This is a genomic window from Advenella sp. RU8 (genome assembly GCF_048381675.1).
Taxonomy (GTDB): domain Bacteria; phylum Pseudomonadota; class Gammaproteobacteria; order Burkholderiales; family Burkholderiaceae_B; genus Advenella.
Genome location: NZ_JBLWIS010000001.1, coordinates 1 through 21967, shown reverse-complemented (window position 1 = coordinate 21967; position 21967 = coordinate 1). Strand labels below are relative to the sequence as shown.

General features: G+C 50.9%; 24 protein-coding genes. 5 read left to right on the top strand and 19 right to left on the bottom strand.

Going from position 1 to position 21967, the window contains the following annotated elements; all coding sequences use genetic code 11:
- Nucleotides 1–12: 12 nt before the first annotated feature.
- The 5 genes from ACM5Q9_RS00120 to ACM5Q9_RS00100 all read right to left on the bottom strand — a co-directional run bounded on the left by ACM5Q9_RS00120 (nt 13) and on the right by ACM5Q9_RS00100 (nt 4574).
- Nucleotides 13–1014: an Ldh family oxidoreductase gene (locus tag ACM5Q9_RS00120; RefSeq protein WP_418142710.1), complete on the bottom strand. Its 1002-nt coding sequence runs from the start codon at nt 1012–1014 to the stop codon at nt 13–15.
- A gap of 20 nt (nt 1015–1034) precedes the next feature.
- Nucleotides 1035–1967 (bottom strand): hydroxyacid dehydrogenase, encoded by a 933-nt coding sequence (locus ACM5Q9_RS00115; protein WP_418142709.1) that lies wholly within the window; start codon nt 1965–1967, stop codon nt 1035–1037.
- 18 nt (nt 1968–1985) lie between these two features.
- Nucleotides 1986–2894, bottom strand: coding sequence for a Bug family tripartite tricarboxylate transporter substrate binding protein (locus ACM5Q9_RS00110; protein ID WP_418142708.1), 909 nt, complete (start codon nt 2892–2894; stop codon nt 1986–1988).
- 154 nt (nt 2895–3048) lie between these two features.
- Entirely contained in the window at nt 3049–4224 is a 1176-nt protein-coding gene (locus ACM5Q9_RS00105) for a UxaA family hydrolase (RefSeq protein WP_169293932.1), read from the bottom strand.
- A gap of 68 nt (nt 4225–4292) precedes the next feature.
- Complete coding sequence (locus ACM5Q9_RS00100; RefSeq protein ID WP_418142707.1) at nt 4293–4574, bottom strand: UxaA family hydrolase; 282 nt, start codon at nt 4572–4574, stop codon at nt 4293–4295.
- Between the two features lie 236 nt (nt 4575–4810).
- Between ACM5Q9_RS00100 and ACM5Q9_RS00095 the strand changes: the two genes are divergently transcribed.
- Entirely contained in the window at nt 4811–5542 is a 732-nt protein-coding gene (locus ACM5Q9_RS00095) for a GntR family transcriptional regulator (protein ID WP_418142706.1), read from the top strand.
- Nucleotides 5543–5654: 112 nt separating this feature from the next.
- Here the strand turns inward: ACM5Q9_RS00095 and ACM5Q9_RS00090 are convergent, their stop codons facing one another.
- The 14 genes from ACM5Q9_RS00090 to paaN form a co-directional block, all read right to left on the bottom strand.
- Nucleotides 5655–6305, bottom strand: coding sequence for a transferase hexapeptide repeat family protein (locus tag ACM5Q9_RS00090; RefSeq protein ID WP_169293929.1), 651 nt, complete (start codon nt 6303–6305; stop codon nt 5655–5657).
- Between the two features lie 52 nt (nt 6306–6357).
- Entirely contained in the window at nt 6358–7107 is a 750-nt protein-coding gene (locus ACM5Q9_RS00085; RefSeq protein WP_418142705.1) for a Phenylacetic acid catabolic protein, read from the bottom strand.
- 23 nt (nt 7108–7130) lie between these two features.
- Nucleotides 7131–8207, bottom strand: a complete 1077-nt coding sequence (gene paaE, locus ACM5Q9_RS00080) for a 1,2-phenylacetyl-CoA epoxidase subunit PaaE (RefSeq protein WP_169293927.1) — start codon at nt 8205–8207, stop codon at nt 7131–7133.
- A gap of 18 nt (nt 8208–8225) precedes the next feature.
- Entirely contained in the window at nt 8226–8741 is a 516-nt protein-coding gene (gene paaD, locus ACM5Q9_RS00075) for a 1,2-phenylacetyl-CoA epoxidase subunit PaaD (RefSeq protein WP_169293926.1), read from the bottom strand.
- Between the two features lie 5 nt (nt 8742–8746).
- Nucleotides 8747–9520 (bottom strand): 1,2-phenylacetyl-CoA epoxidase subunit PaaC, encoded by a 774-nt coding sequence (paaC, locus tag ACM5Q9_RS00070; RefSeq protein WP_217735288.1) that lies wholly within the window; start codon nt 9518–9520, stop codon nt 8747–8749.
- On the bottom strand, nt 9520–9804 hold the full coding sequence (gene paaB, locus ACM5Q9_RS00065) for a 1,2-phenylacetyl-CoA epoxidase subunit PaaB (protein ID WP_169293924.1): 285 nt from the start codon (nt 9802–9804) through the stop codon (nt 9520–9522). The genes paaC and paaB overlap by 1 nt, the downstream gene beginning before the upstream one ends.
- Before the next feature lie 83 nt (nt 9805–9887).
- Nucleotides 9888–10877 carry a 1,2-phenylacetyl-CoA epoxidase subunit PaaA gene (gene paaA / locus ACM5Q9_RS00060; protein ID WP_169293923.1) on the bottom strand — a complete coding sequence of 330 codons (990 nt, stop codon included), beginning with the start codon at nt 10875–10877 and terminating at the stop codon, nt 9888–9890.
- A gap of 143 nt (nt 10878–11020) precedes the next feature.
- Nucleotides 11021–11902, bottom strand: a complete 882-nt coding sequence (locus ACM5Q9_RS00055; RefSeq protein WP_418142704.1) for a PaaX family transcriptional regulator C-terminal domain-containing protein — start codon at nt 11900–11902, stop codon at nt 11021–11023.
- Nucleotides 11903–12046: 144 nt separating this feature from the next.
- Nucleotides 12047–12748, bottom strand: a complete 702-nt coding sequence (locus ACM5Q9_RS00050; RefSeq protein WP_169293921.1) for an ABC transporter ATP-binding protein — start codon at nt 12746–12748, stop codon at nt 12047–12049.
- Nucleotides 12735–13526, bottom strand: coding sequence for an ABC transporter ATP-binding protein (locus ACM5Q9_RS00045; RefSeq protein WP_169293920.1), 792 nt, complete (start codon nt 13524–13526; stop codon nt 12735–12737). Before ACM5Q9_RS00045 ends, ACM5Q9_RS00050 begins: the two co-directional genes overlap by 14 nt.
- Nucleotides 13526–14482, bottom strand: coding sequence for a branched-chain amino acid ABC transporter permease (locus tag ACM5Q9_RS00040; protein ID WP_169293919.1), 957 nt, complete (start codon nt 14480–14482; stop codon nt 13526–13528). Before ACM5Q9_RS00040 ends, ACM5Q9_RS00045 begins: the two co-directional genes overlap by 1 nt.
- Before the next feature lie 3 nt (nt 14483–14485).
- The gene (locus tag ACM5Q9_RS00035; RefSeq protein WP_418142703.1) at nt 14486–15358 is read right to left on the bottom strand and encodes a branched-chain amino acid ABC transporter permease; all 873 of its coding nucleotides are present in this window, start codon (nt 15356–15358) and stop codon (nt 14486–14488) included.
- A 66-nt stretch (nt 15359–15424) separates the two neighbouring features.
- The gene (locus tag ACM5Q9_RS00030; RefSeq protein ID WP_418142702.1) at nt 15425–16582 is read right to left on the bottom strand and encodes an ABC transporter substrate-binding protein; all 1158 of its coding nucleotides are present in this window, start codon (nt 16580–16582) and stop codon (nt 15425–15427) included.
- Nucleotides 16583–16662: 80 nt separating this feature from the next.
- Nucleotides 16663–18324, bottom strand: coding sequence for a phenylacetic acid degradation protein PaaN (gene paaN / locus ACM5Q9_RS00025; RefSeq protein ID WP_418142701.1), 1662 nt, complete (start codon nt 18322–18324; stop codon nt 16663–16665).
- A gap of 142 nt (nt 18325–18466) precedes the next feature.
- Here paaN and paaG point away from each other — a divergent pair, with 142 nt between their 5' ends.
- The 4 genes from paaG (at nt 18467) to ACM5Q9_RS00005 (ending at nt 21782) form a co-directional block, all read left to right on the top strand.
- Nucleotides 18467–19267 (top strand): 2-(1,2-epoxy-1,2-dihydrophenyl)acetyl-CoA isomerase PaaG, encoded by an 801-nt coding sequence (gene paaG, locus ACM5Q9_RS00020; protein WP_169293915.1) that lies wholly within the window; start codon nt 18467–18469, stop codon nt 19265–19267.
- 2 nt (nt 19268–19269) lie between these two features.
- Nucleotides 19270–19716, top strand: a complete 447-nt coding sequence (paaI, locus tag ACM5Q9_RS00015; protein ID WP_169293914.1) for a hydroxyphenylacetyl-CoA thioesterase PaaI — start codon at nt 19270–19272, stop codon at nt 19714–19716.
- Nucleotides 19717–19768: 52 nt separating this feature from the next.
- Entirely contained in the window at nt 19769–21082 is a 1314-nt protein-coding gene (paaK, locus tag ACM5Q9_RS00010) for a phenylacetate--CoA ligase PaaK (RefSeq protein WP_169293913.1), read from the top strand.
- Nucleotides 21083–21179: 97 nt separating this feature from the next.
- Entirely contained in the window at nt 21180–21782 is a 603-nt protein-coding gene (locus ACM5Q9_RS00005; protein WP_418142700.1) for a TetR/AcrR family transcriptional regulator, read from the top strand.
- The last annotated feature ends 185 nt before the right edge of the window (nt 21783–21967 follow it).

The window sequence follows — 21967 nt, the reverse complement described above, 5'->3', positions numbered from 1 at the left end:
GGAATGCATACCTCAAGCGGCCTGATACCCCATCTGCATCAACAAACTATCCGGGACATCCACTCCTTCACTGGTGGCGATCTTTGCCAGGTCATGACGGCGGGCGCCAGGAAGGCGTACGCCATTATCTTCCAGCATCGCCTCAATCAGGCTTTCAAAACGGTCAAAGTAAGTCTGCTGCCCGGCCAGTGCTTCGGGGTCGATCAAGATAAACACTTGCCCCAACCTTGGTTTATTCCCCACATCATCATAAAGAGGGTCGGCCTCAAAACCAAAGCTTGCACCGGTTAAGGCAACACACAACACTTCCACCATCATGGCCAACATGGCCCCCTTTACGCCACCAGCCGCCTGCATGCTGCCTTTAAGGGCTGCCTTGGCATCGTTGGTGGGTTTTCCCTCGCTATCCAGGGCCCAGCCATCAGGAATCGGTTTATTGTCTCTGGCCGCCAAAATCACTTTGCCGCGTGCCACCTGTGATAAAGAAAGGTCGATCATGACCGGCTCAGACTGCATACGCGGAAAAGCGGCTGCAATGGGGTTGGTACCGAATAAGGGCCGTTTACCACCCCACGCGGGAATCGCAGCCGGTGAATTGCTAAAGGCCAGTCCAATCAAATTTTCCCGGGTGGCAGGTTCAAGATGATAGGCTGCCATACCAAAATGATGACTGTTGGTCACGCCGGCAATACAAATACCGGTTTCTTTCGCTTTTTTAATGGCTGAAGCAATCGCCAACTCACAGGCGGGAAATGCCAGTCCGGTACCGGCATCAATCAATATGGAGGAAGCTTTTTCTTTCAGGATTTCAGGTTCTGCATTTCCGTCGGCACGCCCTGACGACAAATGCAGGGCATAACTGGGCACCCGCGATACGCCATGCGTTGCAATACCATGGGCATCCGCAAACACCAAGGCATTCGCCGTTAATGTGGCCATTGACGCATTCGCCCCCGCAGCCTCCAGGGTTTCGCGTGCCAATTGCGTTAATACAGACAGTGAAACTGTTGTCATACCATTCATCCTTGTTATCATCATTCAGCAAAATGCCCAATCACCTTCTCCGCGATCACGTCCGAAACCCGCTTGTTGGCCTCTTCAGTCAACCCGGCAATATGCGGGGTCAAAAGAAGATTGGGCATCACGGGAAGACTGTTTCCCGCCTTGACCGGTTCATCCTCAAACACATCCAGCGCGGCACCACGCAGTTTACCCTGTTTCAGCGCATCTACCAGGGCCCGCTCATCCACAATGCCACCGCGGGAACTGTTAATGAGAACAGCCTGCGGCTTCATCAATGCGATTCGCCTTTCATTGATTAGATGACGTGTTTCAGGCGTCAAGGGGGTATGCAGGCTCACCACATCACTGTGCTGCAGCAACTCATCCAATGACATGCGTGTTGCCCCAGCTTCACGCCAGACAGGGCTGTCCGCCTCGATTAAAGGATCATAGGCAATAATTTTCATGCCCAGTGCCCTGGCAAGACTGGCGGTTAACCGTCCTATGCTGCCAAAGCCCACCAGTCCCATGGTTCGGCCCGCACATTCCAGGCCATTGCTCAACTGGGTACGAGGCCACTTACCTTCCACTATTTGCTCGCTGGAATGATAAGCGCCCCGTAGCAATATGAAAGCGCTGGCAATCACATACTCAGCCACCGCTTGGGCATTGGCCCCGTAAGCTGGATAAACGGTAATACCTTTTTCTTCACACAACTGAAGATCAATATTATCCAGGCCCACCCCCAACCTTCCCACCACCTTCAGTTGCGGGGCATGCTCCAGCAATTCCCGGTTTACCTGCGTCCTGTTACGTACGATAAGGGCACGGGCATTGGCCAAAGACTGAAAAAGGGTTTCACGTTTATCGACAAGATCCGGGCGGTAATCAACCTGTGCCTGCTCGCGCAGGCAATCCACGGCGGTATCGTCCATAAATTCAGAAATAACAATAAGGTGGCTCATAATAATTATATGCAGTCGTTAATTAACTTTAATATCGGCATCTTTAATGGTTTTGGACAAGGCCTGGATTTGTTCATTCAAATACGTTTTGAACTGATCGGATCCCATTGGGTCTGGAATAAAGCCCAGCTTGACCAACTGCTCGCTGATCGCCCTATCACCGACAACCTTGACAACACGGTCACTGATTTCCTTGACCAAAGCGGGATCAGTGCCTTTGGGCGCCAGCAAGCCGGTAAAGTTGTCCACCTTTAATCCAGGCAAGCCTGCCTCTGCCGTCGTGGGTACATCCGGAACGGCCGGTGCCCGCTGGTCTGATGTCACGGCAATCGCCCGCAATTTACCCTGTTGCACGTATGGCAGGGATTCCGGGTAATTAGAGAAGACCACATCCAGCTGACCACCAATTAAATCCACCATTGATGGTGCACCGCCTTTATAAGGAACGTGCGTCATTTTCGTACCGGTCAGGTCCTGAAACAAGGCCATGGCAATATGGGGAGGTGTTCCGGTACCGCTGCTGCCCACATTCAAGGTTTTCTTTTGGGCCGTATCAATCAGGTCCTGCAGGGTTTTGATAGGGCTATTTTGCGGCACGACCACCATAATTGCCGAAGACGCAATTTTTGCAACGGGGACAAAGTCTTCTTCAACATCATAGCCGGCCTTTTCCCCAAACAGGGTTTTATTAACGGCATGTGTCATGGTAATGGCCAACCAGGTTGTGCCATCCGGTTTTGCACGCGCCGCCTCAGCGGCACCCAGGTTGGCATTGGCGCCGGCTTTATTGCTGACAACAATATTCCAGCCCGTTTTATCGCCAATCCCCTTGGCCATCATGCGTGCAGCAACATCGGTCAAACCACCAGGCGCAAAGGGAACAATATACGTAATATACTGAGCCGGCTTCCAATCGGCGTGTGCCACGGGTGCCGCCAGCCCGCTGGTGGCACAGAAAACTGATAATACTCCAAACTTCAACATCCTTCTTTTTGTTACATTAAAACAATGCTTCATGGGGTGTCTCCTCCACGAGTAGGATTAATGGCCGGTTTGTTTTTTTATTAACCGGCCCTGGAAATCAGGCACTTTCGAATAAGCGAGTCAATACGAATTCACGATGGCCAAGCGCTTCAGCCGCTGTCCAACGGCCATTCGCCGTTTCCAACATGCATTCAAGCAATTTATCGCCCGCCTGATCCAGATTGATTTCACGTTGCAAAAGTCCTGATGTATCCACATCTATATGCTCAGACATGGTTCTGACTGTGCGCGGGTTCGCACAAATTTTAATAACCGGCACAATGGGGTTACCAATCACGTTACCTTGGCCTGTCGGGAAGAAATGCACCACATAGCCTGACGCGGCACATAATGTGACCATTTCAGCAGCGGCTGAGGAGGAGTCCATAAACCAGAGTCCTTTGCCGGTGGGCATCTCCGCCTTGTCCAGAACACCATCCACAATACATTTTTTACCAATCTTCTGAATATTGCCCAGCGCTTTTTCTTCAATGGTGGTCAAACCACCGGCAATATTGCCCTTTGTTGGCTGAGACTCGGACAGATCCGAGGTTTTCCAGCGGTTGATCATGTCCTGGTAACGATTAAACATGAACATGAAGTCTTCACGCACTTTATCATTGGCGCATCGTGCCGCAACGATTTGTTCACCGCCCGTTAATTCAGAGGTTTCGCCAAACACCAGCGTATTGCCGTTGGCGTAGAGCTTGTCAAACGCATCGCCTACCGTCGGATTTGCCCCGCATCCTGACGTCGTATCTGACTCACCGCATTTGGTGGATACCCACAATTCGGAAACCGGGCATTCTTCTCTTCTCAGGCTGGTGGCATAGTGCACAAATTCTTTGGCCTTTTTGGATGCACGCATGATGGTGTCATGATCGCCGTGCATTTCAATGCTGAATCCGGCGACCGGCTTACCGGTGACGGCAATAGCATCCACAATTTTCTTGGTCCAGCCTTCTTCAATACCAATCACGATAACCGCTGCCACGTTCGGGTTACAGCCCGTGCCAATCAGGGTACGGAAATGCAAATCCAGGTCGGCACCAAACTGAAGGCGGCCATAAGGGTGAGGCAAGGCAAGGGTTCCTTTGATATTGTTGGCAACTGCCTCAACTGCCGCATTGGAAATATCATCCACGGGAAGAATGATGACGTGGTTACGGACCCCTACCCGTCCGTTGTCTCTTCTGTAACCATAAAAAGTGGTATTTGAATCAATAATAGCCATTGTAAATTCCTTGTAAATATGTCTATAAAAAATAGAATGAGGTGAACAGCGAAGTCAGTCGGGATTGATTACCAACGCTTGGTTTTGATGTTATGTACATGAGCGTGGTCGCCTGCCTTGATGGGCGCTACTACCTTGCCAATGTCGACGCTGTACTTGAACACCGTGTCACCTTCTTTCATATCTACCAAAGCTACTTTGTGACCAATAGGAATATCTTGTGTGGCCTTGACGGAAATGATTTTGTCTTCTTCCATATTCCAGCAGTTAAGCTCCGTACCCGCCGTTATCCCCTCTACCACGGCAACCGCTACGGTATCTTTTGAATCATGCAATACGGCATGGATCATTGTCTTCTCCTTTAATTTCAATTGAATAAGCAGTTCTTGAATCGACTTACCTTTAGGGTAGATAAAACATTTTTCTGAATTTTTTTATCTACCGTTGAAATAATATTAATCACATTAATCATATAAGTCAACTAAATCATCTATATGAATTTTTGATGTTAGAATTACGCATCTGCCCATGGAACCAATATTCCTTCCGTGATACCATCACTTAAACAAGTTGCATTTTGAGCTATATGAATAAAAAAAATTATTTCGTTCCGGGAACACCGCTATACTTTGCTGTCAAGCAATCATTACTGGCATCACTGGCAAGTGGAGAGTGGGTCAGGGGCGAAGCCATTCCTCCAGAAAACCAGCTTGCAAAGAAATTTGGTGTCTCTATCGGCACACTGCGCAAAGCCGTTGATGAACTGGTCAAGGAACATATTCTGGTCCGTCACCAGGGACGCGGCACATTTGTGGCCACGCAAGAAAGTGACCAGCATTTTTTCAGGTTTTTCCGCATCCAGCGCCGGGACGGCCTCAAGTCCTATCCTGTTACACAGCTTCTGAAATTCCAGAAAAAAAAGGCGTCCAAAGAAATCAGGGAGCAGCTTCAATTAGCCAAAGATGCCTATATTTTTGAGTTTTTCAATTTACTGAGTCTGAATGATGACCTGGTCATGATTGATGAAATCCAGGTTCCCGAGAATCTGTTTTCCTCTCTGACAGAGAAAAGCTTAGCCGAACGCTCAAGCACACTTTATAATTTTTATCAGAATAATTTTGGTGTGAATGTGATTGATACCAAAGAAAAATTAATCACATGCCAAGCCAACAAAGACATTGCCACCTGGCTGCAAGTACCCGAAAATACCGCCCTGCTGCAAATTAACCGTATTGCCTATACGTATAATGAAAAACCGGTAGAGTTGCGACAATCCTATGTCAATACTGAAAAATACGAATATATTGCCAAGGAATGACCTGGTGAGTGAAACGGTTCCCACGCGGGAGCGTGGGAATGCATAAAGGCGACAACCTGGACAGCCTGGATGCCTCCACCCGGGGGCTGATTGAGGTTTTGCGGGGATGAGTTCACTCCGCGTGGGAATGCATACCCGCTGACATCCCTGCATCCTGCTTCAAACGGGCAATAAACAAGGGATCATATTTGGGTGCCAGAGCCCGCTTCCGGTTGGCTTCCGGCCGGGTTAACGGTTCAGCCACCTGCTTCGTACTGTTCCTGGATTCCAGCGCAAGCCGCTGGTAAACCAGGGTGCCTTCACGCTTCCAGGCTATTTCTTCGGGTTTTAATGGCCGCACGACACTGGCAGGAGAGCCCAGTGCCAAATGGCCGGCTGGAATTTCCATGGAAGCCTTTAAAAAAGACATGGCACCAATGATGGCGTTTTCACCAATCACCACCCTGTCCATGACCACGGAGTTCATGCCTACCATTGCATTTTTACCTACCCGACATCCATGCAATATCGTGCCATGACCAATATGGCCTTCTTCTTCCACAAGCACTTCAGCATCAGGAAAACTGTGTGCCACGCAGTTATCCTGAAAATTTGCGCCCGCCAGCAACTGGATACGGCCAAAATCACCACGCAATACGGCGCCCGGCCCCACATAGCAGGCCGGACCAATCAGTACATCACCAATCAACGTGGCTGCAGGATGGACATAAGCAGAAGGATCAACAACAGGAATCACTCCATCAAAAGAAAAAATCTGAGCCATTAAATCAATACTCCCAATGACTGGCAATCATAATCAAGACATCATTTTTATATTACTGTACACGCAATCCCAATGGCTGTAACTGGTTCTTCACCAATGACGTCCAACGCTGCAACTGGCTTTCATTGCTTTCATGGCGCAGTCCCAGCCTGTGCAACATCTCATAGCGTTCCGCATTCTGCTGACCGAAACCGGCTGCAACCCTGGGGTACCAATAATCCACGCTTTGCTGCAAGGACTGTTGATGTTCGCCGGTTTTAACCAGCAACGCCAACCCCTCTTGTGACAGCTTGGTGTGTTCTTGCTCGCGCGGCGCGATTTCCCGGAAAGCCGTTGCCAATGGATCATACGAAACACGGCCCAGTTCTTCAAGTTGGACTTGTGCCGCCAGGCCCTGTAACACACTCATGGCAATGGCATCAGCCCAGTTAAGCAGCGGGAAGTAAAACACGGGCAAACGCATATCCGCGGCCTGGCGCTCTTTAGGCAAATCACTTTCCCTGGGTAAGCGGAATGTCCAGTCATGCTGCTTTTCATAACGCTCGGCATCGGTGCCAAATCCGCTTAAAATCCTTAATACCCGCTGGGCATGATCGGCTTTTTCCAGTGTGATCCGGCTGGCCGCAATGCGCGCTTTAATATCCGGCGCAAAATTAATGGATGAGGCAAAACCTGCCGAGGCAGCCAATTCGCTATCCACAAACACAAACATCATACGCAGCAATTCGGCACGGTAGCGGGCCGGTGCATTTTCAGGGGAACTGAAAACACCGCCCTGAGCCAGATACTCTTCAACTTTCATGTTATCAAACATCCTGCAGCTCCTTATTCGTCAAAACTGACGGTAACCCGATCACTCTGGGGATAACACTGACATGTCAGCACATACCCCTGTTCCACTTCATAATCTTCCAGTGCATGGTTAACAGCCATTTCAACTTCACCTTCCAGCACCTTGGCTTTACAAGTGGAACAAATACCAGCTTTACAGGCATAAGGGGCATCCATATTGTTTTCCAGTGCGGCATCCAGCAAACTTTGTCCTTCTTTGGGGAATTCAAACTTATGGGCCACGCCATCCAGAGTGACGGTTGCCACGCATTGGTCGGCGGCAGTGCGGGTGGCCGATTTCACAACCGGTCGGCTGGCCCGGCCTGGCTGTGATGAGGCAAAAAGTTCAAACTTGATATTTTCTTTGGCCATCCCATGCGCTTTCAGGGCATCGGCAATCGTCAGCATCATGGCTTCAGGACCGCAGATAAAGGCAGTATGGACTTGCTTCAGATTAATCCAGCTGTTAAACAGCGCATTGCATTTTTCAGTGTTGATGCGGCCTGAAAACATCTCGTTTTCCTGCCCTTCGCTTTCAAGAAAATGGATAATCGAAAAACGTCCCATATACTCGTTTTTCAGGTCTTCCAGCTCTTCGCGAAACATAATGGAACCCACCTGGCGATTGGCGTAAACCAGTGTAAAACTGCTCAATGGCTCTTGTGCCAGGGTGCTTTTGATGATGGAAAGTAATGGCGTAATTCCGCTGCCACCGGCAAACCCCAAATAATGTCGCTTGTTATCAGACGCCAGCGGTATATGGAAGCTGCCCATGGGCGGCATTGCTTCCAGGACAGTACCGGCACTCAGGTTTTCGTTGGCCCAGGTGGAAAAGGCACCGCCATCCACCCGTTTAATGCCCACCCGTATAACTCCCTCATCAGGGGCCGAGCAGATAGAGTATGAACGACGCAGCTCATCACCATCCACCCCGTGCCGGAAGGTCAGATACTGGCCGGGAATAAACTTGAACAATGCGTCATCTTCCTGACGCGGTTTTAATGTGACAACAACGGCATCACGGGTGTCGTGATGCACATCCAGAACTTGCAAAGGGTGAAAGCGTGTCATGAGCTCCTCCGCTAATGATTAAATACATTTAAAATAATCAAATGGTTCCAGACAATCCTGGCAGCGATAATTGGCTTTGCAAGGTGTGGAACCAAACTGACTGACTCGTGTGGTGTGACGGGAGCCACAGCGCGGGCAGGCAACCGTAAGGTTGTTTTCTGTCCGCAACCAGATACGGGTACCCGTATCGGTGCTTTCCTGTGTAACCGGCGGCGCAATACCGTAATCGCGCAACTTTTCCCGCCCCTGCTCACTGATCCAGTCAGTACTCCAGGGAGGAGACAGCTGGCGTTCCAGACGCAGGTTTTCTATGCCATGCGAACGTAAGGCCGCTTCAATATCCGCGTTTATGACTGAGGTGGCCGGACAACCTGAATAAGTGGGTGTTACCACAACCACCAGTGTTTCACCCTCGTAATACAGCTCGCGGATAATGCCCAGATCCACCAATGAAATAACTGGAATTTCCGGATCTGGCACGGCGTCCAGCCATTGCCAGACCTGTTCCAGCTCTGGTCGGGATAAAGTATTCATGCTTATCACCATGCACAGCCCGGGTAGGCGCGCTGCAAGAATTGCATTTGCGCCAGAAGGTGTCCCAGGTACTCGGTATGCCGACCCTGTTTGCCACCTTTATGCATGAAAGGATTATCCGGTAAAGTAAGGGTGGCCTGCTGCATGACTTCCTGCACACATGCCAGCCAGTCATCACGCAAACTTTCCGGCAAGGGGGCGATACCGGCCTTGGCCAGCGCAATGTCATGCTCGTCACCCATAAACATTTCCCCTGTATAGGCCCACAAATCATCAAGCGCCGCCTGCATGCGGGTATGGCTTTCAGGAGTGCCATCACCCAGGCGGATGAGCAAATCACTGCTTCGTTCAAGATGATAATTCACCTCTTTAATCGCTTTGGCGGCAATTTCGGCAACGCTGGCATTGGTTGACTTCATCAAGGCCTGTAATTGCAGAAAATGCCAGGCATCAAATAAAAACTGCCTGACGATAGTATGGGCATAATCACCATTGGGCTGCTCTGCCAAAAGCAAATTACGAAATTGCGCACAGTCCCGTAAATAGGCCAGTTGATCGGCCGTTTTTCCCTCGGCCTCAAGCTCTGCCGCCATCCCCAGCCAAAATTGGGTTTGACCGATAAAATCCAGGGCAATATTGGCCATGGCAATATCTTCTTCCAGGACCGGTGCGTGGCCGCACCATTCTGAAATACGGTGTCCCAGCACCAAGGTGCTGTCGCCCATTCTCAATAGCATCTGCTGCAAGGCCGTTGAAGTATCTGAATGTGCTGTTTTCATTACATACTCCCCACTTCCTTGGGAATTTTAAAAAAAGTAGGGTGTCGGTAAACCTTGGAATTTGAAGGTTCAAACAAGGGACCACGTTTGGATGGTGCGCTGGCCACCACTTCTTCAGACCTGACAGCCCAAATGCTGACCCCTTCATTGCGGCGGGTATATACATCACGGGCATTATTAATGGCCATTTCTGCATCAGGCGCATGCAGGCTGCCCACATGACGATGACTTAAACCATGCTGACCACGAATAAATATTTCCCATAAAGGCCATTCTTGAGACATGATATGTCCTCCTTTTCTCATTGATTGTGACTAAATATCCAAATTTGACCCGCTTTGCAAAGCGGTCTTTGCCCATTACCGTTTTAGACAGCCTGTTTACGCAAAGGCAATTTTTTCGCATAAGCCGCCAGGCCTTCGCGAAACCACTCCCCATCTTTCCAGGCATTGATCCGGGCTGCCATGCGGTCTTTATTACAAGGACCATTACCGGCAATCACGTCAAAAAACTCATTCCAGTCGGGTTGGGTAAAATCATAGGAACCGCGTTCTTCGTTCCACACCAGATTCTCGTCAGGAATGGTCAGACCCAGATATTCCGCCTGAGGCACAGTCTGATCCACAAACTTCTGACGCAATTCATCGTTCGTATTAATCTTGATTTTCCAGGCCATGGACTGCTCTGAATGCACCGAATCTTTATCAGACGGGCCAAACATCATCAATGCCGGATACCAGAACCGGTTCATGGCATCTTGAGCCATTGCTTTTTGCTCGGGACTGCCCTGGCACATTTTGATAAGCAGGTCATAACCCTGACGCTGGTGAAAGCTTTCTTCCTTGCAGATACGGATCATCGCGCGACTGTAAGGACCATAAGACGTACGCTGCAAAGCCACCTGGTTCATAATGGCGGCACCATCCACCAGCCAGCCCACGGCACCAATATCCGCCCAGTTCAGGGTCGGATAATTGAAAATAGACGAGTATTTCATTTTTCCGGCATGCAGCAGTTCTGTCATTTCATCCCGGCTGATACCCAATGTTTCGGCCGCGCTATACAGATACAGGCCATGACCGGCCTCATCCTGGACCTTGGCCAGCAAAATTGCCTTGCGTTCCAGCGTGGGGGCACGGGTAATCCAGTTCCCTTCCGGTAATTGCCCCACCACCTCTGAATGGGCATGCTGGCCAATCTGGCGGATCAGCGTTTTACGATAACCCTCTGGCATCCAGTCTTTGGGCTCTATTTTTTCCCCTTTTTCAATACGTGCCATAAAGGTTTTTTCTTCCTCGGACATTTCTCCGATTGCACGTACACGATCACTACCCGTATCAATTACCTGTGCATACATAAATTTCACCTCTGCTTTAAACGCTACACCCTAAATTAACAAACCGACCGGACGGTCACTTATAAGGCTATATTAAGCCACTCAAAACATTACAATTCAATAAGTATTTACCATTAAAATGTAATGTTTGAAGATAAAAAAAATCAATCCAGTTGCGACAAACACACCAAGCGCTGCTGCAAAGATTGCCCCTGCTCGATTAAAACGCCATTGTTATCAACAAACTTACCGGACACATAAGCATCTGCCTTATTGGACAATGTCAGATACAAGCGGGCAAACAAAGATCTGGCCATATGCCCTTCCCAGTTTTCCGGCAAAGCTTCGCGGGGCAAATGGGGAGCCCGCAATGCAACATAACGATATTGGTGCACCATTAATAAACGAAGGGTTAGCGCTTCCTCATCGCCCAGTTTTCCCAACAGGCCCTCTACCGGCTGAAAATTCCTGATAAACGTCCGGTAGGCTTCGGCATAAACAGCCAGATCCCAGTGAGCTGCCGCAAAACTGCGCATTTGGTCTTGCCCTTGAATGACCCCGGCTTTCCAAACAAGCGCTTCGGGTGACAAAGGCACGTCATCGGGACCAAAGGCCAGCCTGGGATTCAAGGCCGCATAACCCAGTCTTTTCAGGCCGCGCATTGACACATCCGCATTTTCTCCATCCAAATAAACCAGATGCCATTGCTGGGCAACCCGGGAGGCATACAGCACCTTGGCCGCATAAGCAAATTCGGCTCGAGCGGCAGGCGTAAGACGATAAAAACTGCGCCGCCCGATACGCTCGCCAGTCAGCTGCCCGGCAGCCACCAGGCGCGACACGGCCGTACGCACCAGATTTTCACTGATGCCTGCCATGGCACAGGTTTCTATGACATTGCCCATCCACAATACGCCCCCGCGCGGCTCCACCACATCTCCATACAGCGTGACAATAAACGCAGCCGCCTTCAGCGGGACGGCATGCAACAATTGCCTGGTCAGCATATCAACTTCATTGACAGAACGGGAAACAGATTTGGACATTAAATATTTACACCAATAAAAACCAGAAACTCAAAATGTACCAGCTTTTGCCACCGATTACTGGCAGCAATATGTTTTCAGACCGGTTTTCAAGTATGCCTCACACCGTTTTCTTCCTGCATTCAGGCATGAGGCACGGCTTATTTACAAGCCCAAATACGCCGAACGGATACGGGGGTCGACAATCAACGCCTGCGCCTCTCCTGACAGTGTGATGTGCCCGGTTTCCATGACATAACCACGATCGGCAATCGACAAAGCACCAAAGGCATTCTGTTCAACCAGCAAGACCGTGACATCCAGGCTTTTCAGGTTTTTGACCACATCAAAAATCTGCGCCACCAGAATGGGTGCCAGCCCCATGCTGGGCTCATCAAGCAACAGGCATGACGGCCGGCTTAACAAAGCCCTGGCAATAGCCAGCATCTGTTGCTGCCCACCCGACAAACCGCCTGCCGGCAGGTTACGTTTTTCCCGTAATATGGGAAACATGTTAAAGGCATCCTCCATATCACGATCCACCTTGTCATCCGTGTACAGGTAAGCCCCCAGACGCAGGTTTTCCTCAACACTCAGGCTGGTGAAAATCTGCCGGCCTTCAGGCACCTGTGCCAGGCCGTGTTTGACTCGACGATAAGCAGGTACGGTATTGAAACTTTCCCCCCGAAAAACAATATTGCCGTCCTGTATGGGCTGGATGCCTGACAGACAGTGCAATAATGTTGTTTTGCCCGCTCCATTGGCGCCAATCACCACCACAATTTCTCCGGCACTGATCTCCAGACTCACGCCATGTAACACTTCTATCCGCCCATAACTTGAGCGTAACTGACTAACACTCAGCATAACGTGTTGCCTCCTCTGTAGCGGCTACCCCCAGATAAGCCTCGATAACCCGCGGATGACTGACGACCTCGGCGGGTGTGCCTTCCGCAATTTTCTCACCATGATCCAGCACGACAATATGATTGGAAATACGCATCACCATTTTCATATCGTGCTCAACCAGTAAAATGGCGGTTCCGCTCTTGGCCACTTGCGCCACCAGTTTTTCAATTTCTTCGGTTTCCACCGCATTGCAGCCGGCAGCCGGTTCATCCAGAAGTAAAAGCTGCGGTTGCAAAGCCAGCGCCCTGGCAATTTCCAGGCGCTTTAATGCACCATAAGACAGGGAGCCGGCTTCAAAACCGGCCGCCCGCTCAAGCCCCACCGTTTTAAGCAGCTCCATCGACTGTTCTTCTGAACGCTTCATACGACGCCGTGCAGACGGCAAGCCCAGCAAATCCGCCAATAACGACCCATTTTCCTGCAGGTGGAATCCTGTCGCGACATTTTCCAGTACGGTCATTGCTGAAAATATCTGCAGGTTCTGAAACGTCCTGGACAGGCCACGACGGGCCAGCAAATGTGCGGGCATCCCCGTCACCAGCTCTCCCGCCAGGCGAACTTCACCCTGTTGTGGACTATAAACCCCCGACAACATATTGAATAAAGTGGTCTTACCTGCGCCATTGGGTCCGATGACCGAAACAATCTGTCCCTTATCAATCGAAAAGCTGACATCCTGCACAGCCCGCACGCCACCAAATGAAATGCTCACTCCTTTTACGTCAAGCAGACTCATCAACCTCTCCCCCGTACCATACGTACCAGACTGGGTAACACGCCACCGCGCAGAAAAATCATCACCAGCATCATGATCAAGCCCAGAACAATCTGTTCATATTCCTGTAAAAAGGTCAGTATCTGTGGCAATGCCGTCAACAGGGTCGCTCCCAGAATCGCCCCGACCACTGACGCCGCGCCACCCAGTACCGCCATGGTAACGATTTCAACCGAATGCATGAAACCCGCCACATCGGGGGTGACAAAGCGGTTTTGCATGGCCAGTAAAGAACCGGCGATCGATGCATAAACGGCGGAAATAACAAAGCCGCGCAATTTGAACCGGGCCACATCGATACCAACAGTACGTGCCGCCACCTCTGAACCATGCAAGGCATGCAAGGCACGACCGGTCGCGCTATGCTTTAAGTTCAGGGCTATCCAGACGCCGATCAGCAGAACAAACCCATTGAAGGCATACCAGAACTCGGCATTGTTGAGCGAGATTCCCCAGCTTTTGAGCAAAGCCCTGATCCCGGGATCGGCAACCACCATGCCATCAGGTCCTCCGGTGAGCCAGGCCTCGTTGTTCAGCACCATAAAGATCAGCATGCCAAATCCCAATGTGGCGACAGACAGGTAGTAACCCCGCAGTCGCAGGATGGGCCGCCCCACCACCCAGGCCACAACACCGGAAACAACGGCCCCCAGAACGGAAGCGGTTAACACCGAAACATTGAAATGAACCGGGGCCAGGGCACAGGCATAGGCCCCTATCCCGATAAAGCCGGCATGTCCCAGGCTGATCTGCCCGACATACCCCGTCAGGATCACAATACTGATCACCGACAGACTATTGACAAACACCAGGGAGCCTATGCGCAAATAATAAGAGGAAGGGAAAAACAAAGGGGCCAGCGCAATCAACGCCAGCAATACCAGCAAGGTTACCTGTTTGGAAGAAAGTCTTTTCATTGCTTAAACCCTCTCGGCAACTTTACGGCCAAACATACCCTGGGGCATGAAAAACAGCACCGCCAGAATCACCACAAATGCAGCAGCGTCCTTATACTGCGAACTGAGATAGCCCGCTGTCAAGGCCTCAAGCAAACCCAGCACCAGGCCGCCTGCCAGGGCGCCTTTGGGATTTCCCATGCCGCCAAGCATGGCTGCGGCAAAACCTTTCAGCGCCATCGTCATGCCAATGTCGTAACTTGTCAGGGTAATGGGTGTAATCAATATCCCGGCCAGGGCACCAATGGCGGCAGATAAGGCAAAGGACAAGGCCATGATATAACGGGTATTAATTCCCACCAGCAAAGCGGCGATACGGTTATTGGCGGTTGCCAGCACTGCCCGCCCCGTTAACGTCCGGGTAAAAAACAGCCATAACGCCACAAACACCAGCAATGCCCCGGCAATCACCCATAAACTCTGTGGCAGAATGGTCGCCCCCAGTACATGAATGGGATCATCGCCAGAAAAAGCGGGAAAGCGATGGAGCTCTTTATCCAGCAATATCTGCGTTAACCCGCGAATAAAAATGGATGCCCCGATGGTAATAATAATCAGGCTGGCCACGGGTGCACCACGGGCCGGTTCAATGGCCAGCTTGTTCAAAAAGATGCCAATGGCTGCCGTCAGCACAATCGCCAGGGTTGCCGCCAATAACAAGGGGGCACCCGCCGTATAGGCGGCAGCCGTAATCATGCCTCCCAGCATGACAAACTCACCTTGGGCAAAGTTGGCCACGTCCGACGCGTTATAAATAATGGTAAAACCCAGGGCCACCAGCGCATAGACGGCGCCAACGGTTAGCCCGGACAGCAAAAACTGCATGAACTCAGACATGTACGTCTCCGGAATTTCATCTGATCGTAATGATGAATGGAGGCATGCGCCTCCACAAAAATGGCGTTACTCGATGAGCTTCCATTTACCATCCTGGATTTCCAGCATCCGGAAAGCACTAAGATCCAAACCCAGATGATCTGCAGCCGACATGGTATAAGTACCGGTGGTGCCTACCAGACCCTTTGTGTTTTCCAACGCATCACGAATGGCGGCAGGTTCTGCTTTTCCGGCACGCTCTATGGCATCCACCACCAGATATAAGGCATCATGCGCATATCCGCCAAAGGTGGAAACCGGCTTGCCAGCCATGCTTTCGTATTGTTGTTTATAGCGCAAGGCCACTTCCCGCTGCGGATCGTCTTCTGCCAGCAACTCGGCAACCAATAAGGGGGTTCCCGGCAAACGCACGCCTTCCGCCTCTTTTTTGCCCGCCAGTTTAATAAAGGCATCCGAGGCCACCCCATGCGACTGGTACAGCGGCAAATCAATGGCCAGTTGTGCATAATTCCGGGTAATAATGGCAGGTCCCGACCCCAGTCCCAGGCTCAGGATTGCCTGAACGCCCTCTTTATTGCGTAAATTGGTCAACTGGGGGGTCATGTCCGCATCAGTGGGGCCAAAGACTTCATCGCCCACTACGGTAATACCATAATCACCCACGATATCCAGACATTGCTTGCGCATGGATGCACCAAAACTGTCTGAACCCGATATCAGGCCCACCGTTAACAGATTCCGCTTTTTCATATCCTCAAAAATCTTGGCGCAGGCCATGCGGTCCGTATGTGGCGTCTTGAAGGTATGGGAGCGTACCGGCTTGATAACTTCAATCGCACCGGCCAGAGACACAAAAGGTATCCCCTCTTCCTGCGCGGTGGGTATAATCGCCATTGTTGCACCGGTTGTGGTGCCTCCTATAATGGCGACCACTTCGTCATCTTCCACCAAACGGGTGGCAAAGGTACGTGCTTTGTTGGCATCACCGGCATCATCATAGGCGATCAGCTTAAGCTGCTTGCCAAGCACACCGCCTTTGGCATTAATGTCATCCACCAGCATTTTCAGGGTTTGCGCTTCGGGCTCTCCGAGATAAGAGGCAAACCCCGTAGCCGAAACCGTGGAACCGATGCGGATTTCTGCCTGTACGCCTGTTGCAAAGCATAAAGCGGCAAGCAACCCTGCCCATTTACGTCCTGTTTTTCCTGTTTTGTTATGACTCATTTTTTGTCTCCTGTTTATTTTCAGACATTTAAATACTTTCCGGCCTGTACCTGACGACACCGGCCGGAAACAAACACAGCTTAATTATTTTTCAGGCGACGCCACATCGCCACCCTGAACCGATTGGCCACAAAAGCGGAGTCCGCATAACAGCAGTTACCCGCCGGATTGGCTCCCGTACCATGGAAATCACTGAAAGCGGCACTTTGATTGACAAAAATCCCACCCACCAAATTAACGGACAGGTTCACACCCGCTCGGGCAAATGCATCAACCGCCTGAGCCAGACGCTTTTCATCGGTTTCATAAATAGCCCCTGTAATCGCTCCTTTGGTACGTGCCAGCTGCGTGGCACGACGTATGCCGTCTTCCACATCGTCCACGGCAATCACAAAAGAAACCGGGCCAAAGCACTCGGTACCGTAAACGTTTTCATCACTGGCATCCAAAGCCTGAATCAATGGTGTTGCCGTACGTACCTGTTCCATGCCAGGCAAGGCAGCCGAATCACGGATCAGGCGCCCGGCTCCCCGCATGGTGGCAACGCGTTCCAGCGTAGCCTGATTGGCAATGGCTCCCGTAACCATGACCGCCCGCGCAGGATCAACCAGCAGGGCATCCACGGCACTGGCGATACCGGCGGTCACTTCATCAAACGTTTTGCGCTCGCCATTGACCAAGATCCCGTCACGCGGCACAAACAGGTTTTGCGGTGTTGTACACATTTGTCCGCTGTACAGGGTCAGGGAAAAAGCAATGTTCTGGCACATGGCATCAAAGTTATCGGTAGAGCCCAGCACAATACTGTTCACACCGGCCTCTTCGGTATACACCAGCGGGGTCGCCGCCTGTGTACGCAGCCACTGTCCAAAAGCGCTTGACCCCGTGTAATCAATCAGCGCCACGTCAGGATGCAAAGCCAGTTGTTTTGCCATGCCCATGCCATCCTCTTCAGCCGCCAATAACACGACATCTGCAGGCAGGCCCTGTTCTGACAGCACTTCGCGGGCCACCCGTACTGTTAAGGCCATAGGCAGAATGGCCGATGGGTGCGGCTTGGCAATAACCGTGTTGCCGGTCACCAGATTGGCAAAAAATGCCGAGTAGCTGTTCCAGGTTGGAAATGTCTGGCATCCGATCAGCAACGAAACGCCGCGTGGAATAATGCGCCAGTGTTTTTCCAGGACCAGATCACCTGCCTTGCCCTGTGGCTTGAGCCAATCGGTCTGGCTGGGAATCTGACTCATTTCCGCCCAGGCGTAAGCCAGTGCTTCCAGGGCCCTGTCCTGTGCATTCGGACCACCGGCCTGAAATGCCATTGGGAAAGCCTGCCCGGAAGTATGCATCACGGCATTGGCTATTTCAAAGCTCATGCTGTTAAGACGAGCAAGAATTTCCAGACAAATCCCCATACGCACGTCCAGGGGCGTATCGGCCCAGACATTACCGGCTTCCCGTGATTGCTTCACCAGCTTTTCCACACTGGCAACCGGATAACGTATGCCCAATGCCACACCATAAGGGGATTGCTCATTGCCGGCCCGGCCCTGCTCGGGATGACCGGGCAAGCTGAAATCCCTGTTCAAGAGGGCATCATAGGCCTGCTGCCCCTCTTCTTTGGCATGTTCCCCATAGAAACGGGTACTGGGCATTTCCGGATAGGCAGACCAGAACCCGCGATGCCTGATAACCTCAAGTGCCGTTTCCAGCGTAGAACCATGCTTTTCAAATAAACTAGACATTCCTGATTTTCCTGTATGAAATTATTTTCAACACATTATTGACCAACCGGCCGGTTTATGCAATAGTATCGAACATCAAATACAAAAAAAATCCGGGAAAGCCATAAATCCCAACTGAATAAACCGAATTAAAGGAGACAACATGGGACTTCAGTCACATGAAAGTGTTGCAATAAAACTTGAAGAGCATGTTTTGCATCTAACCCTGAACCGTCCTGACAAATTAAATTCGTTCAATGTCGATATGCATCTGGCATTACGCGCAGGCCTCACACAGGCGGCAGAAGACCCTGCTGTGCGGGCTGTTTTGCTGACAGGTGCCGGCCGGGGGTTTTGTGCCGGCCAGGATCTGTCCGAGCGAAACCCTGCAAACGGCCATACCGCACCAGACCTGGGTGAAACCATTGAGCAGTATTACAACCCTCTGGTACGGCAAATCCGCGAACTGGACAAGCCGGTCATTTGCGCTGTCAACGGGGTGGCAGCCGGTGCCGGTGCCAACCTGGCTCTGGCTTGCGATATTGTGCTGGCTGCCCGTTCCGCCCGTTTCATCCAGGCTTTTTCCAAAATCGGCCTGATTCCCGATTCAGGCGGCACCTGGACACTTCCCCACCTTATCGGAGAGGCCCGTGCCAAAGCGCTGGCATTAACCGCGGCCCCACTTGATGCGAGCACTGCGGCCAACTGGGGCATGATTTGGCAAGTCATTGAAGATGATCAATTGCAAATCCGGGCAACTGAACTTGCCCGGGAACTGGCTAAAGGTCCCACTTTCGGCCTGGGCCTGATCAAACAGGCCATCCAGACTGCGGCAAGCAGCACACTGGACCAGCAACTGGAGCTGGAACGCAAGCTGCAACGCCAGGCCGGATGCAGCGAAGATTATGCCGAGGGCGTCAGCGCTTTTCTGGAAAAACGTCCAGCCGCTTTCAAAGGAAAATAAACATGTCCGATCACACCCTTTCCCCCACCCTGGCCCAGGACTGCGCTGACGCCATGTGGCAAGACGATCTTGCCGCCCAGCACTTGGGCATGCAACTGCTTGAAGTTGAAACCGGCAAGGCCTGCATGCGAATGCGCATCAAGCCCCACATGCTTAATGGCCACGGCACATGCCATGGCGGCTATATTTTTACCCTTGCGGATACCTGTTTTGCTTTTGCCTGCAATACTTATAATCAACGCACCGTTGCCCAGCATTGCTCAATCACCTACCTGGAACCGGCATTTGAAAACGACGAATTGACGGCATATGCCCGTGAAATCAGCAAACAGGGCCGCAGCGGGCTCTATGACGTTGTTATTCGCAACCAGAACGGTAAACATATCGCCGAATTTCGCGGTCATGCCCGCACGATTAAAGGCACCTTATTGCCCACCACACAATCTTGACTGATCCATCGTCAAAAACACAATAAAGAAACATAAAGCTAGAGGAAACAAAATGGAAAACCTGACCCCCAGAAAAGAAGACCTGGACCCCATCGAAATTGCATCCCGTGATGAGCTGTCCGCCCTGCAATTGCAACGCATGCAATGGACACTTAATCATGCTTATGAAAATTCACCTTTTTACAAAGCGCATTTTGATAAAGCCGGGGTTCATCCATCCGATCTGAAAACCCTGTCAGATCTGGCCAAATTCCCTTTTACCCAAAAAACAGATCTTCGTGATACCTATCCTTTCGGCATGTTTTCCGTGCCACGCGAAAAATTGACACGCATTCACGCCTCTTCCGGCACCACTGGCAAACCGGTGGTTGTGGGATACACCAAAAATGATATTGAGGTTTGGGCAACCCTGGTGGCCCGCTCCATCCGCGCTGCCGGTGGCCGGCCTGGTGATGTCCTGCATAATGCCTACGGCTATGGCCTGTTCACCGGAGGCCTGGGGGCGCATTATGGTGCCGAAAAACTGGGGTGTACGGTAGTACCTATTTCCGGTGGCATGACCGAACGCCAGGTGTCACTCATTCAAGACTTCAAACCCCGCATCATTATGGTCACGCCGTCATACATGCTTTCCATTCTTGATGAATTCCATCGTCAGGGGCTGGATCCACGCGAATCATCACTGGCCATTGGTATTTTCGGCGCAGAACCCTGGACCAATGCCATGCGCCAGGAAATTGAACAGGCCTTTGATATGCATGCTGTTGATATTTACGGCCTGTCTGAAGTCATGGGTCCCGGTGTTGCCAATGAATGCGTGGAAACCAAAGATGGCCTGCATATCTGGGAAGACCATTTTTATCCTGAAATCATTAATCCTGAAACCGGTGAGGTTTTACCCGATGGGGAAGAAGGAGAACTGGTCTTTACGACCCTGACCAAAGAAGGTTTGCCAATTATCCGCTACCGTACCCGCGACCTGACCCGCCTTCTGCCCGGTACGGCACGTACTATGCGCCGTATGGAAAAAATTACCGGTCGCAGTGATGACATGATTATTCTGCGCGGGGTCAATGTCTTTCCTACCCAGATCGAAGAACAGATTCTGAAATGCCATGGCCTGGCTCCCCATTTCCAGATTGAACTGAACAGAAGCAGCTCGCGTATGGATAGCATGACGATCAATGTGGAATGCCAGCCCGGTGCCGAAGATGAAAATGCCCGGAATTTTTCGGCCAAAGAACTGGCGCATCATATAAAAAGCATTGTCGGGATCAGCACAATCGTTAATGTTACGTTGCCCGGCACGCTCTTGCGTTCCGAAGGAAAAGCCAAACGGGTCATTGATAATCGTCCAAAACGCTAAATACTGTTGTTCTGAGTAGGGTCTAGGTATAATCCCCAATCAGAAGTAAGCTAGAATAGCGTTTTTGGTTTTTATTTTTATAGGACAGTAAATCAGTATGGCACGCGTCCGCGCAGCAGATTTCGAGGAAAAACAACTTCACATCCTGGTTAATGCTGCCGCAGTTTTTGCAGAATTGGGCATGGAAAAAGCTTCCATGTCACAAATTGCTGCCCGCAGTAAGGTTTCCAAAGCACTTCTTTACCACTATTACCCCAGTAAAAGTGCTTTGATCTTTGATATTATCCGCTCACATCTGGAAGAGCTGGATCAGGCATTGCAAGCCGTTGCCGATGAGTCGCACAACGACTTGCCTGAACTGCGCCTGCGTAAACTGGTCCGTCAAATACTGGAATGCTACCGTGATGCCGATGACAAGCATATTGTTCAATTAAATTGTCGCGGCTTGCTGGCAGAAGAAGAAACCAACGAAATAAATGAACTTGAAAGGCGCATCGTGATGCGGATTGCCGATGCCCTTCACGACATTAACCCTGAAATCAATAAGAAACGTCCTTTACTTAAACCGGTAACCATGTCCCTGTTTGGCATGCTTAACTGGGTTTACATGTGGTTCAAGCCCGACGGGCCCATCACACGCGAAGAATATGCCGACGTGGCCACCACGTTAGTACTGGAAGGCCTGAAAAACATAAAGTAAGCGTTGCCATTTCACGCCACATCCTTGGTTCCCACGCGGGAGTGAACTGACCCCAAAAAGTTGGACACCTCTTCAACTTATTGGGGTTTTTCAATGGCAAAATATGATGTGCAATTCAAAGTCAAATTAGTAAAGGAGTATCTGTCCGGCGATAGTGGCTATCGTCTCATCGCCGATACCTACGA